At 57.0% G+C, this 13,109-nt stretch carries 15 protein-coding genes and 1 pseudogene; all 16 read right to left on the reverse strand.

The genetic code is table 11. The features are described 5' to 3' along the window. Nucleotides 1-35: 35 nt before the first annotated feature. Nucleotides 36-752 carry a DUF2793 domain-containing protein gene (locus ACZ1HF_RS05240; protein ID WP_472656513.1) on the reverse strand — a complete coding sequence of 239 codons (717 nt, stop codon included), beginning with the start codon at nt 750-752 and terminating at the stop codon, nt 36-38. Then, nucleotides 745-4,734, reverse strand: a pseudogene (locus ACZ1HF_RS05245) (baseplate multidomain protein megatron). The gene ACZ1HF_RS05240 and the pseudogene ACZ1HF_RS05245 overlap by 8 nt, the downstream one beginning before the upstream one ends. 3 nt (nt 4,735-4,737) lie before the next feature. After that, complete coding sequence (locus ACZ1HF_RS05250; protein ID WP_472656514.1) at nt 4,738-5,181, reverse strand: NlpC/P60 family protein; 444 nt, start codon at nt 5,179-5,181, stop codon at nt 4,738-4,740. Continuing rightward, nucleotides 5,178-6,056, reverse strand: a complete 879-nt coding sequence (locus ACZ1HF_RS05255) for a DUF2163 domain-containing protein (RefSeq protein ID WP_472656515.1) — start codon at nt 6,054-6,056, stop codon at nt 5,178-5,180. The genes ACZ1HF_RS05250 and ACZ1HF_RS05255 overlap by 4 nt, the downstream gene beginning before the upstream one ends. Continuing rightward, nucleotides 6,053-6,685 carry a phage distal tail protein, Rcc01695 family gene (locus ACZ1HF_RS05260; RefSeq protein ID WP_472656516.1) on the reverse strand — a complete coding sequence of 211 codons (633 nt, stop codon included), beginning with the start codon at nt 6,683-6,685 and terminating at the stop codon, nt 6,053-6,055. Before ACZ1HF_RS05260 ends, ACZ1HF_RS05255 begins: the two co-directional genes overlap by 4 nt. 15 nt (nt 6,686-6,700) lie before the next feature. Next, complete coding sequence (locus tag ACZ1HF_RS05265; RefSeq protein ID WP_472656517.1) at nt 6,701-7,363, reverse strand: phage tail tape measure protein; 663 nt, start codon at nt 7,361-7,363, stop codon at nt 6,701-6,703. Then, nucleotides 7,363-7,557 (reverse strand): rcc01693 family protein, encoded by a 195-nt coding sequence (locus ACZ1HF_RS05270; protein ID WP_472656518.1) that lies wholly within the window; start codon nt 7,555-7,557, stop codon nt 7,363-7,365. The genes ACZ1HF_RS05265 and ACZ1HF_RS05270 overlap by 1 nt, the downstream gene beginning before the upstream one ends. Further along, a complete protein-coding gene (locus tag ACZ1HF_RS05275; protein WP_472656519.1) occupies nt 7,554-7,871 on the reverse strand; it encodes a gene transfer agent family protein in 318 nt (105 codons plus the stop codon). Before ACZ1HF_RS05275 ends, ACZ1HF_RS05270 begins: the two co-directional genes overlap by 4 nt. Beyond that, nucleotides 7,871-8,284, reverse strand: coding sequence for a phage major tail protein, TP901-1 family (locus ACZ1HF_RS05280; protein WP_472656520.1), 414 nt, complete (start codon nt 8,282-8,284; stop codon nt 7,871-7,873). Before ACZ1HF_RS05280 ends, ACZ1HF_RS05275 begins: the two co-directional genes overlap by 1 nt. A gap of 44 nt (nt 8,285-8,328) precedes the next feature. Then, the gene (locus ACZ1HF_RS05285) at nt 8,329-8,739 is read right to left on the reverse strand and encodes a DUF3168 domain-containing protein (RefSeq protein ID WP_472656521.1); all 411 of its coding nucleotides are present in this window, start codon (nt 8,737-8,739) and stop codon (nt 8,329-8,331) included. Then, complete coding sequence (locus tag ACZ1HF_RS05290) at nt 8,736-9,071, reverse strand: head-tail adaptor protein (RefSeq protein WP_472656522.1); 336 nt, start codon at nt 9,069-9,071, stop codon at nt 8,736-8,738. The genes ACZ1HF_RS05285 and ACZ1HF_RS05290 overlap by 4 nt, the downstream gene beginning before the upstream one ends. Then, a complete protein-coding gene (locus tag ACZ1HF_RS05295; protein ID WP_472656523.1) occupies nt 9,068-9,664 on the reverse strand; it encodes a head-tail connector protein in 597 nt (198 codons plus the stop codon). The genes ACZ1HF_RS05290 and ACZ1HF_RS05295 overlap by 4 nt, the downstream gene beginning before the upstream one ends. Nucleotides 9,665-9,817: 153 nt before the next feature. Then, a complete protein-coding gene (locus tag ACZ1HF_RS05300; RefSeq protein WP_472656524.1) occupies nt 9,818-11,023 on the reverse strand; it encodes a phage major capsid protein in 1,206 nt (401 codons plus the stop codon). A gap of 37 nt (nt 11,024-11,060) precedes the next feature. After that, nucleotides 11,061-11,621 (reverse strand): HK97 family phage prohead protease, encoded by a 561-nt coding sequence (locus ACZ1HF_RS05305; RefSeq protein WP_472656525.1) that lies wholly within the window; start codon nt 11,619-11,621, stop codon nt 11,061-11,063. Between the two features lie 19 nt (nt 11,622-11,640). Further along, a complete protein-coding gene (locus ACZ1HF_RS05310; protein WP_472656526.1) occupies nt 11,641-11,880 on the reverse strand; it encodes a GTA head formation protein, RCAP_rcc01685 family in 240 nt (79 codons plus the stop codon). Further along, nucleotides 11,880-13,052: a phage portal protein gene (locus ACZ1HF_RS05315; protein WP_472656527.1), complete on the reverse strand. Its 1,173-nt coding sequence runs from the start codon at nt 13,050-13,052 to the stop codon at nt 11,880-11,882. Before ACZ1HF_RS05315 ends, ACZ1HF_RS05310 begins: the two co-directional genes overlap by 1 nt. Nucleotides 13,053-13,109 lie beyond the last annotated feature (57 nt).

The following is a 13,109-nucleotide window of genomic DNA, read 5'->3' on the forward strand; positions in this document are numbered from 1 at the left end:
TCCGTTTCGGCGAAATCACACGCAGAATGATTGGGTTACAGACCGACCGGCAGGTCGAATTGCATCAGATGTACCGCCAAACGCACTTGCCCTGCGGAAAAACTCCCGCCATTTGCACTCAACCGCAATTGTTCTGCATCATAATAGGTCAAAGGCTGTCCTGTCAGACCTCTTACCCAAGACCCGGCACTTTTACCAAGACCAGATCCATAGCGCGTCTCAGACCCGGCAACGCCAAGCGACCAATCTGTCAGACTGCCCGTAATATCTTGCAACACGCGGCCCGTCACACCCAAAACACATGTATTTGCAGGAATGATAAACCCCGTATCCTCAAAGGCGCTGCTGCCCGACAGTGTGAAATCAACCTCGATAACATCACTACGCATAGCTGCCCCATTTGAAGACATGGCCAACACATTATCCACCCAAGCCATGCCATTATATGTGATCCGAACCGCCTCATCGCGCACCCAGATGGCCCAGCCGACCTGTGGGGTAATAAACTCCCACCCGCCATTCAAATAAAACGCAAGCGTTCCATCCTTGTTTTCCCACTCATTCGCAGCCCCCTGCGGAACAAGAAATACACTGCCTTCCACAATCAGAGACGGTGGTGAGGTCAACGCACGACTTATAACGCTCAGTTGCAAAGCCGCATCCAGACGCGCCAATGCTTCGTTCACAGTCACATGCTTCTGCGCCTGTGCGGGCTGTACCAAAGGTAACTTAAGATTTGCTGTTTCAGTCATTGATCATAATCCTTGCAAAGGGCCCCGGCCCGAAACTGAGTGAGATTTGTGCGACATCAACCGCAAACGCTCCAACAATACCGTCGGCTGCTCGCATTGGCGCGCTATAAGTCCAGTCCGCACTATTTGTTATGTTTTCTCGGATCACGCTGCCGTTTTTTATAACCCGGACAAGATATTGTTCAGACCCTCTCCGAGCGGCACCTCAAAGGAACTCCAACTATCGCCATCAATCCGGGTTCGACGCACCCAACTCACCGCAAGATCACCGATAACATCTCGGGCCTTCAAATGAACGGGCGCGTAAGGACGTAATCCTATCCCCTTGAACGCTTCGACATAATATCGAAACGAGGGATCATCATAGGGTCTTAATGATGGCCCGATACGATAATGGCGTGCCAGATCACGGGCGGATAAATCCAACTCGATCTGGCTTGGCGCACCATCCAATAGAACAAGAAGACTACCTTGCGGCCAAATATCAGGCATCAAACCATCAGAGCCCGCCTGCCCCCGCAATCGGGTCGACAAATCATAGGTCTGAGGCGCAACCAAGTCCGCCTTGGCAAACTGAATAATTTCCCAGTTGCCTGATGACCCATCTCCAATTGCCGCTGCATTCGCCCCATTCAAGACAGCTTCGCGGCTGACAGAACTTAAGGCCCCATCAGAAAGCGTAACTCTTAACGGGGCCCCACGATCCCATATTCCCGGCTCTGCGCGCTGAAGCGGGTTCTGAGTAACGCCCATAATCGAGGGACGCTCCACAATACTGTTCAACCGATAATCACTATCCAAAGAAGATCCGTAAACCGCAGCACCACCGGGCCACGGATCCGCTGAAACTGCGACATGCGGTGCATGGGGTACTTCTTTGCCAGTCAGCAAAGGCAAGTCCATAAAGTGGACAGCCAGCGGGATGGGAACCGTGAAGGGCCGTATGTTAGACAGCTCTTCAACCGCGTCACTCGGCTGATAAACATGCGCTTCAACACGCACGGCCTCGATCGCACGCACCCCTCGATCTTCCACTCGATCTACGCGGTACAAAGTATCTGCACCGCTAACATCTTTCAGCAGCACTGTGTCCCCTGCCATTAGATCGCTGCGCGATGGCGGCAAAGTGAACTGCACACTATCTCTTGCGATCCGCGCTTCTGACAACCAACGCTCCGACATCGCCCGCGCCTCTGAAGGGGTCAAAGCAAGCGGCATGTCATTTTGCGTCGAAGTCATCGTGTCATCATCTGGAAACCGCGCTTCGGCCAAACGCGTGACAAACTCACCCTCGGCCTCCACATATCCCAGACGCACCTGCCCCACGACTTCCGCTACAGGCGCGCGGACGCTTTCCATCGCACCTCCATCCGCATCAGACAAAGCAAGCGCATCATCGTTAATGGCAATCTTAGGCGCGACGTCACGGTTGCGGAAAATAAGCTTACCGCTACGCTCAATCGCGTCAAACCCGTATGCCAGCATCAACGGCTGCAAAGAGGCCCGCGCCGTCTCTACACCCGCAATCGAAAACCCGCGCACAACACCATGCAAGTCGCTGACATCATAATTACTCAGCCCAGCGCTTTCGCAAATTGCAGCCACAACAGCGGCAAGAGACTGCACACTGCTGCGCCCAGTTAGCCAATGTCCCTTTGTATGGTTAAGACCGTCACTCCAAACATCAAGATTGTTTGGAAAATCCGGCCAGGGTCGCGCATCCCAAGCCCAGACATGCGCTTTTGACATATCCACCATCGGCCCATCATAAAGAGCCGAGACAGGGTTATTCTCCACATCATCAAAATGGCTGAAATACGCGCGCAAATATTGCTGCTGCATATAATCATCCCGCCGACCGTTCGAGAAATGCGGGATCGCCGATTCAGATGATTTAGGGTCCAGAAACTTGTTTGGCTGGTTCGCCCCTTTGTCAATCGCAGCACATCCCAGTTCCGTAAACCAAATCGGCTTTGACTGAGGCACCCAGCCCGTAGGAATATCAGATCGAACACCGCCGACCCGCTCATAATGTGCCTGTGTCCACCAGCTTTTCAGGTCCTTATAGCGGTAAACCCAATTTTCTCCATATGCGCCATCTTCAATCGGGGTACGCTCCTGTAACTCTCGCGCAAAATCATCGCGATAGTACCAGTCGTACCCTTCTCCACCTGCGATATTGCTGCGCAAATAGTCCAGGTCATAGACCGAACCAGCAGCAGTATCCGCATGTGCATCGCCATCACGCCAGTCGGCAATCGGCATATAATTGTCGACACCAATGAAATCTATCGCCTCATCCGCCCAAAGAGGGTCAAGGTGAAAGCGAACGTCGCCGGAACCGTCTTGTGGATGATACCCAAAATATTCAGACCAATCTGCCGCATAACCAATTTTGGTTTCAGACCCCAAAATCGAACGCACCTCTGCCGCCAGAACACGCAAAGCCTCTACAGCCGGAAATCCACCTGTTTCATCTCGGATTTGTGTCAAGCTGCGCATTTCCGAGCCGATGCAGAATGAGCTTACGCCCCCCGCAGCTTTACACAGATAGGCGTAATGTAAAATGAACCGCCTGTAGGAAAACTCCGCAGGCCCCGTATAGCGCACAGACCGCCCGAGAATCTGGAAGTCCGATGGTCGCGCAGTCCCCATGAACGCCGCTACCTCATCACGGGCCGCAGCGGTCAAATCCGTCGTTCCGTCGCGCCCCGGCGCAGCCTGTGTCGTAATTCTGCCGCGCCATGGCAACGCCGGCTGTGTGCCAGCATTGCTCCATGGATCAGGCAAAGCATTGCCTTCCAGAATTTCCATCAACAGGAATGGATAGAACATCACCTCTTGCCCTGTCGCGTGCAAAGCCTCGATAGCCTCTATGACCGATCCATCTGCCGGGGTTCCCCCGTAGACAGGGCGTCCCTCAACCTGCGCAACCTGCTCTGCAGTGCTGCGCGAAATACCTGAAACGACCCAAGGATGCTCATCGCTAGCCGTGCTTCCAAACCACGCATCCTGTATACGTGACGGGATATGGTTCGATGCTCTGGGCGCAGCAACCACAGCTTGCTCAACCTTCGGCAAGACACGGCAATGACCGCACCGCAAATCATCCCCGAACCAGCTCACCACCAGTGACGTTGATTTGCAGTTGGGCGATTCCCTCGGTCAGCGCATCCAGCGAGGCCACAAAATCCGGCACACCTTCCGCTGAATTCACATTCGCAGCCTTGATTTGGCCGCCTGCCCCATTGCGGTACACAGGCGTTGTGGCCAAAGCATATTCTCCGCTGCCCGGCATCATCGCAACACCTTGCACCCCATCTGATACGTTTGACGCGTCCGATGCGCCTTCCGGCCGGGCGGGACGCACCACTTCAAAGGATAGCTGAGGAACCCTGTTACCAAACTGGCTCAGGTCCAGATTTTCCAGCACCACATAAGCCAACCCTCGATAGGCAGGCGTCACACCTTCCCCTTCAAGCGCAGACATCAGCGGATCGGGCAGTTGGTCTTCCGTCCCTTTATAAACCCGCATGTTCAAATCGGATTTCGGGATGATTGCCCCATCAGCCCAAACCCGCCCCACACGCGAAATCTCACCATCGCACAACGCGACAGCAAGGCTGATCGAGTAGGAATATGATTTGGTCGTCGGCCCCTTAGGCGCGCCTTTGCCACCACCATGCTGAGTGACCGAAACATTTTCCTTGAACCGCGACGTCCAGATCACATTTCCTGAAACGCGCATACGCCCATAAACTCGTGGGATCGACGCGCCCTCGCTCGCCCCCATGATCCGCATCCGATCAAGGCGCCCGGTTTCTACAACCTCGGACCCACTACCAAGCAGCTTTTGGTCAATCGCGCGTCCAATGGTTGCGCCAATAGCCCGCCCGATCACAACAGAGGACAAGCCCAGCGCGCCGCCGCCAATCGCGCCGCCAATCGCAGCACCCGCCGCGGATAGTAATATCGTCGCCATTGCTCACCTCATTTCAGGAAATTCAAACCGTGCCACAACGCGACGCGCCCACGGCTCGGAAAACGGAGACTCCACAACGCCATGCCCCGAATACGCATGAATAAACGCAGCGTCCGGGCCTATATTGGATGTGATCCCCAGATGCTTGGCCACTGCGCCATCGCGCATCCGAAACAGGATCACATCGCCTGCTGCTGCTTCCGCCACAGGTTTGCGCCTGAGATGCCGTATGGCCGCCGCGAACAATCGTTCCTCACCCTGCGGCTCGGACCAATCTGCGCTATACTCCGGGATCGCTTCTGGCTCAGCCCCATAAACAGCGCGCCAAACACCACGCAAGAGACCCAGACAATCGCTCCCACCGCCTTTACAGGCCGCTTGATGGCGATAAGGCGTTCCAATCCAGCTGCGCGCTTCTGCCAATATCAAATCAACCGGGACGCTCATGAATACCGGCTCCCGCCATCATTCGCGCCACCCTGCTTGGGATACGTCATCATCCAGTCTTCTCCCGGAATATGCGGGAACCCGCGAAAATTCAGCAGGTTCTGAAATTTAAGCCGACATGTCTCCATGCGCTTGTCGCACCCGGCTTCCACACGAACCAAGTCGCCGATTTCAATCGGCATCCGCAGCTCTTCCCATAGCTCAACCTCACGGGTGTCATCCCGGAACCGGTCGTTCTTTATGACAGCCATCAGCCCTTTTGCAGCACCGGTTAGAACTTCCAGCCGACCTTTCTCGAACCACCGGTCATCAAATCCATCCAGCGCTTTGAACCGAAATATCCGCCCTTCTGATACCTCTTCCACAGCAACATCTGCGCGATATCCCGGCGCCTTCAGATCAACACGGCATTGACCGTCCCCCAGAACCGCCTGACATGGCTTTTGAAACACGCGCCCTACTGGCAGATTCAACTGTTCGCTCAGCCCCCGCAATTCGGCATGGAATGCCCCATCGCCACGTTTCAACTCCCCGATGGAGCCTGCAAACTGAACCTCACGACAGTTAACATCGACCCAATTCACCAACCACGCCGTCACATTGGCCCCATCAAAGCGCCCCGCCGCAATGTCTGCTTCTGTCACTGACGCATCAGACAATGCACCAACCGCTTCCGAGTTATCGACAGCCAACCCAGTCACCTGCTGCACCGCACTTGCGGTCAAACCCGTATCCGCCTTGAATTCAATCCCCTCAAAAAACAGCGCTGTATCATGGTCCGTAAAGCCAAATACACGCCCGTCCCGCCGGGTCACAGCCCAGCACCGGCAGACAGTGGTATGACCCGTCGCCAAGTGATCCAGAAGCGCGCTCATACCCGCACCTCGATTACCGGTACACTGGGCACATCCCCCGCCTGAAAGGATGCAACCGAGGTCTGGATGACATCCGTGGCAAAGCGCACAGGCACGTCGAACTCATACCCTGCCGTGATCTCCACATCTTTGTCCGGCGCATGGGCAAAACTCACAATACCTGAGGCCAGATCAACCTCCCAATCGACACCTTCCTGCAATTGAAGCCCATCAAAACCCACCAAAACGGTCCCCTGAACCGGCTTGGCAATTGGACGCACATAGGATGATCCACCCGAGGCATAGGTCTTCACCAATTGCCACTCAGCCGTCACACCGTCACCGCGACCCAAAACCTGATCTTCAAATGTGACCTGCCCCGAGGCCTTGCAGGATCGATAATCCGACCAATCCTTCCAGCGAAACCCCGAAAGCTGACCGCGCCGCGCCTCGAAGAACGCAATCATCGCCTCCACGTCATCCAAAGACCGCATACCAACACCTGCGTCGTAGCGACGCCGCGAATGTGCCCAGGGCGTGTTGCGTTCTTCAAATCCATTTGCCAGCGTCACCACTTCGGTGCGCCGCTCCGGTCCTCCAAGGGATCCAAAGGATAGCGATGCGGGAAACCGCACTTCATGAAAACTCATCTCGGAAATCTCCCCTTACCGATTGCGCTGGCCACGGCTCAAAGCGCGGCCCATTTGCGCCGCGATCTGGCTTTGCGACCGTTGAAAACCCGCCACGTCAGGTGTCTGTATATTCATAGTGATCTGTACGGGGCGCCCACCACCGCCCGCCTGTACACCAAGCCGCCCATCAGCGCCTCGGGTCAGTGGCATAATCGCCTCGGGCCCAGCTTCGCCCATCAACCCCATACCGCCGCGCATTGGAAAATTGGTAGGCCCTGTGACGACGCCCCCTTTGGCAAACGGCATCACACGGCCCTGCGAAAACGTGCCGCCCTTCTCAAATGGTAGAATGCCCGAGACCAGCCCATTCACACCATTGGCAATCACCGACCCCAAGCCATCCTGCACCGGTTTCAGCGCGGTGTTGTAAGCCGCATTAATCATGCTCTCGGCAACCGTCTTCAGCGCATCCGACAGCTTCAGGCCGTCAAAGGCCAGCCCATCAAACGCCTTGCGCAACCCGCCCCCAATGGACAATGACAGCGACTGCACCTCTCGGCTTGTGTAAAGCATCGTCTGTCGCATGGATGCCAACTCGGTCTCAAATGTAGAGACAACTACTTCCGCTCCACCCAGTGAGCTTTCCAGCCCGTCAATTCGATCATCAAGCCCGTCCAAGCCGTCAAAAACGCCCATTATCTTTCTCCTGAAATATCGCTATACAGCCGATCCAGCTCTTCCAGCCGCGCCCGGTTCAATGGCTTCGCAACCGCATCCAGCCCAAGGATCAACGTCAGTTCTGCCGGGGTCAGCACCCAGAAATCAGCGGGCCTTAGACCGGCCTGCTGCAATCCCAATCGCATCAATGCAGGCCAATCAAAACCGCTCACGTCTCACCTGTTGAGAACGCCCTTGCCAGAAGCTGTGCCGCTACGCGGGTCGCCTCAAGCAACCCGCCTTCGATCTCTGCACTCAGCAAATCCGCAGCACGACCAGACCAGCCGCCGCCGCGTAGCCCCGCCACGATCAGCGCCAGCACATCGCGTGTAGAAAACTTGCCGCTCTCGAACCGCTCAATCAGGTCCAAAACCGTCTCGCCCTTCAGCTCTGCTTCCAACTCAGCCAGCGCGCCAAGGGTCAGCTTGCAGTCGCAAGCCACCCCATCCAGCACCAACCGCACCTCTCCTGCCCAAGGGTTTGCCATCACAGCGCCGTAAAGCTCAACGCCCCGGCCGAGGCCAACGCAATCTCGTAAGTTGCCTCGCCTTCCAGCGCGCCCGCATATTCAATGCTGGTGATCTGAAACGGCCCTTCCACGATACCGAAATCCGGCACAATCACTTGGAATTGTGGCACTTCGCCGTCAAAGAAGATCTGGCGCGCCCGCTCATCCGTGCCCTCGTCGCGAAATACACCCGAGCCCGAAATCGAGGCCGTCTTAACCCCGGCACCGCCAAGCAATTCGCGCCATCCACCTTGCGACTCCAGCGATGTTACGTCCACCTGTTCCGCATTGAACGAAATCCGCGTAGCCCGCAAACCAGCTACCGTTTGAAACTGCCCGTCACCTGTCAGATCAACCTTCAACAGCAGGTCCTTGCCCCTTTGAACACTCATCTCATCTCTCCAATTTTGTGAAATTCAAACCCGCGTGAGATCGCTCACGCATCATCGACCCGTGCTCGAAAAATCAGGTCAATGCGCCGCGTCGTACCATTCTCGATCCGGGCCGCCTTTGCCCGCAGAAACCGCAGGGACACCAGAACTCCCCGCGCCAGCACCAGATCGGCGTCAATCAAGACATCTGATACCGCCGCGGCCACCGCTTTAGCCCCCTGAAATCCGGACAGTTCCGTTACAACACTGACGGTAAAGTCATGCACGGCCCCACTGCCCGACCCGTCTGATCGGTCGCGCACAGCTTCCGCCCCAAGGCTGACATAAGTGTCCGGCAAAGCTCCCGATGGCTCCGCATCAAAAACTGCTGAGCCGACCAGCGCCGTCACGGTATCATCTGCACTCAATGCGCTGAAAACCGCGGCCTGCAAGGCGGCTGAAACACCATAGCTCATCCCGCCACCTCTTCAGTTGTATAGCAGATCAGATACCGGGCATCGCGGTCATATTCGGCAACGGCCAGAATGCGGAAAAACCGGCTACCCTCACGAAACCGCTGATCGGGCCGGGGTCGCGACGGTGCACCCTCAGGCGCGCCTCGCACAATCACCCGGTAGGGCACTGACGATTTCGTCACCCCCGACCCGAACCGCTCCCGCCCGGTGCCCGCGCGCATATCAGCCCACAGCGCACCCAGCGGCACCCAATTCTGCGTAAACCCACCTGCGCCATCGCCCAGACGCACGGGGTCTTCCAGCACCAACCGCCGTGTCAGATTCACGCTCATGCTTTTGCCCCGAACAAGCGGATGGTCCGGTACGGTTCCAGAAGCGCCGCCACACCGAACGGCATCACACCAGCCTTCATCTGCGTATCCCGGCGGCTCTCGTAATATTGTGCCGCCAGCAGAAACACCGCTTGCTGTAAATCATAGGGCACATCACCCCATGACGGACCAAACCCCGCGTCAAACTCGATCACAGCCGATCCGCCCACGGGTATTGCGGGCAACGCCGTTCCGCGTGCCGCTAGTCGTGGACGCTGTGCGTCCGGGCGCAGGTGATAGGCATCAGCCTCAACAACACGCAATGCGCCTGAACGATCTTCCAGGCTCACCGAATGGATCATGCTGACCGGCGCAACCGGCAATGCCTGACAGGCAAACTTCGCCCAGGCCGTCACGGTCCAGCTCATCCGGCGTGTCAGCAATATCTTACCAATCCGCGTCTCAATCGCTGCCATAGCGGCCCGCAGATAACCTTCAAGCACGCCATCCTGCAAAGCATCATCGGCAAAGCCAGATCCAAGCCGCAAATGCGCCTTCAGCCCATCCAATGGCAAATCAGCCGCAGACACGGCGCTCAATTCAACCAACATCATCAAATCTCTCCCGGAAATGTCCGTAAAATGGGACGCGCGCCCCCCGCGTTGCTCGGACGGAGGGGGAAAAGCTGGACAACACGAAAGACATCGCGCGCGCCCCAACGCCGCCCCTGCCTGGTAATTCAGGCAAAGGCGATGTTCTCACAAGCCTCAGACTTCCGAGAATTTCAGCAGTTTGATCGCCGCAAAGTCGCTGACATCACCACCGACGCGCTTGGTCGCAAAGAACAGAACATGTGGTTTGGCCGAGAACGGATCGCGCAAGATGCGCAGATCAGGGCGTTCGGCAATCGTGTAGCCTGCGCCAAAATCACCAAATGCAATCGCCTCGGCACCGGATGCAATATCAGGCATGTCTTCGGCGATCAGAACCGGATAGCCCATCAGGCGGGCAGGCTCACCAGCGGCAAGACCGTCGGACCACAGGAAGCGGCCATCGGCATCCTTCATCTTGCGCACAGCACCGGCTGTCTTTGAGTTCATCACGAAAGACGCATTTGCGCGGTAACGTGCGCCAAGCGCGTAAACCAGATCAACAATCGCATCTGCAGCTTGGCCAGTCGCGAATTCGCCGTCTGCGCCAGTCGCGATATAGCCAAGCGAACCCCAGGTCCAACCAGCATCCGCAACACTCGTATGCGTCAGAAAGCCTTTCGGCTTATCGATGCCGTCACCTGCAACAAACGCCGCCGCTTCAGCCGCTGCAAATTTGTCCGCGATACGGCCAGCCAACCAGCCTTCAACGTCAAATGCGCTGTCATCCAGCAAGCGCTGGGAAGCCTTTGGCAGTGCAGACAGCTCATGTAATGGGATCGAAATACGCTCAAACTGCGGCGTGTCGGTCTCAACGCTTGCGCCGGTCTCGGTCGCCCAACCGGACCCCATCTCTGTGTGATCCACCAGAACCTCAAACGCTGTCGCCTCAACATTGACAACATTGGCAATGGCACGCAGGGAGGACGAGGACCGCAGCACGCCGCGAATAGTGTCAGCCGTCTGCGGGTCCACCAGATAGCCACCGTCGCTGTTGACCGAAGTGTTCAGTGATTTGCCGTCCAGCTCCAGCCCGCGCAGCGCGTCATCATCGCCATTGCGCAGATAAGACTGCATAGCCTTTTGATGCGGTACGCTGGCTTCTACAGTGGCAGACAGCGCAGGGCGTGCAGTACGGGCAAAATTCTTACGGTCAAGATGGGTCATACGTTCTTCCTGTTTTTGAAGTCGGGATTTAATATCAGCCTGAAACTGGCTGAAATCGTTCAGAAAACCGGTCATCTCTGAAGTCAGATCAAAAGCCGGAGTCGAACCATCAGGCAAAGCGCCATCAGTCCGGGACTTGGTCTCGGGTTTAGTCATGTTAGGTCCTGAAATAAGGGTGGGTAAAAACCTGGCCTCAGGTCTCGGCCAGGCTCTGACGCATGGTGCGAAACACATCCGCCATGGTTTGGGCCACGTCCGTTTCCGGCGTATGGGCTTTCGCCCCGACCCGTGCTTGTGGAAGCATCGGGAATGTCACCAACGACACTTCCCAAAGCTCCAGTTCTGCCAATTGCCTCCGGCCTTTGGCATCCCGGTCGGCTTTCACCGTCCGGTATCCGATGGACAGCCCGTCAATGGCCCCTGCCTCAATCAACGCAGCCGCTTCACGGCCTTTCTGCGTCTCAGTCAGCAAACGCCCTTTGACGAACAGGCCCGTATCGTCCTCGCGAACCTCGTCCCAAACGCCAATTGGCTGGGCTGGGTCGTGCTGCCACAACAACTTTACTGTGCCTTTGGATGCCTCAAGCTGTTGCAAGGATTTGGCATAGGCCCCCTTTAACACAACATCGCCGCCCTGATCTGCAACACCAAACAAAGACGCATAGCCCGAAATCGTGGCATCCGCGCCCAGTTCGATCTGATCAGATATCTGGCAATATTTTCGCTCCAGCTCTGGCCCGCAATAATCTGTCATCAATAGATTTCTCCTCAAATCAGGGCAGGAAAAGCCCCGTAGCGGTCTCACTCAACACCGCCGCCGTTACACCAAAAATCGTAAGCCACACGCGCCGTTCCAGCCGCTCCAGCATCAGCTCGATCTGACCCAGCCGGTATTCCAACCCGTTCCACCGTGCCTCCAGAACCCGCTCATTGGCCTCAACCTGATGGGCGGGCGCGTATTCAAACGGCTCATACAGATAGCGTGACCCACCGGCCCGCCGCTCCTCTGCCATTACTCACCTGCCGTGGCTGGCAGGCCAAGCATCACACGCTTTTCGGCATTGGTCAGAAAATCTGCCGTGGCAACGCGTTTCCACTGCGCTTCCCGCTCAGCACTCAAAGCGGGGATCTGATCCAGATCGGGGGCCAGAGTCACCGCCTCGCCCGAAATCTCGCTCAGCCAATGCGATATCGCACCCAGCACCTTGCCCGCCATCGGCAGCACGGTCAGCCGATAAAACGCCCGATTTGCTTCGGCGTAATTGGCATAGGTCGCATCGCCCGGAATGCCCAAAAGCATTGGCGGCACGCCAAACGCCTGCGCGATCTCACGCGCCGCCGCTTCCTTTGTCTTCTGAAACTCCATATCGCTTGGCGAAAAGCCCATCGGTTTCCAGTCCAAACCACCTTCCAGCAACATCGGACGCCCCGCATTGCGGGCGCCTTGGTGATGCGCCTCCATCTCGCCCTGCAAGCGCTCATACTGATCATTGGTCAATGCGCCCTGACCATCTGCGCCTTTATAAACAATCGCCCCCGAAGGGCGCGCCGCATTGTCCAGCAACGACTTGGACCAGCGCGAGGCGCTGTTATGCACATCAATCGCTGACGCCGCTGCCTGAAGCGGAGAAAACCCATAGTGATCATCCTGCGGATGGAAAGACCGAATGTGACAGATCGGTGCCACTTCGCCCGTCATATCAAACCGATGCTTTTTGCCACCAACAGCATATTCATACGCGACAGGCCAGCCATCGACCCCGGGCACAAGGTTCATCCGGTCCGAGCGCAGCACATGCAGCTCAACCGGAACACCCAGATCGGCTCCAACAGCCTCCAGATAGCCATTCCCACTCAACAACAGCTGGCCGTAAAGCGCTTCCAGCAACTCAGCGCGCCCCTGCGCCGCATTGGGGCGACCGATCAGCGACAGTACGGGATGCAGCTCAAACCGCTGATCCGCGTTCTGCAACACCAACGGCAGCGCCGCCGCCGCTTCTGCAATCATCTTGACCGACCGGAACCCGACCGGGTTTCCCGAAAACCCTGTCTTCGTCAAAGACACAGTGTCGCGTGGGCTCCACGCCACCCGGCCGCTGCCATGATAGGCAATCACCGGCCCCGTGGCCGAAGCCTTCGCTTCCGGCACCTCAACAGCACCGCGCCGTAAAAAATCAAAAACCATCGCAGGCTCCCATTCCAATAAAAAAGGCCCCCGAATATCCGAGGGCCTCCAGATCAA

It is taken from the genome of Litoreibacter sp. GN1-5 (genome assembly GCF_055693805.1).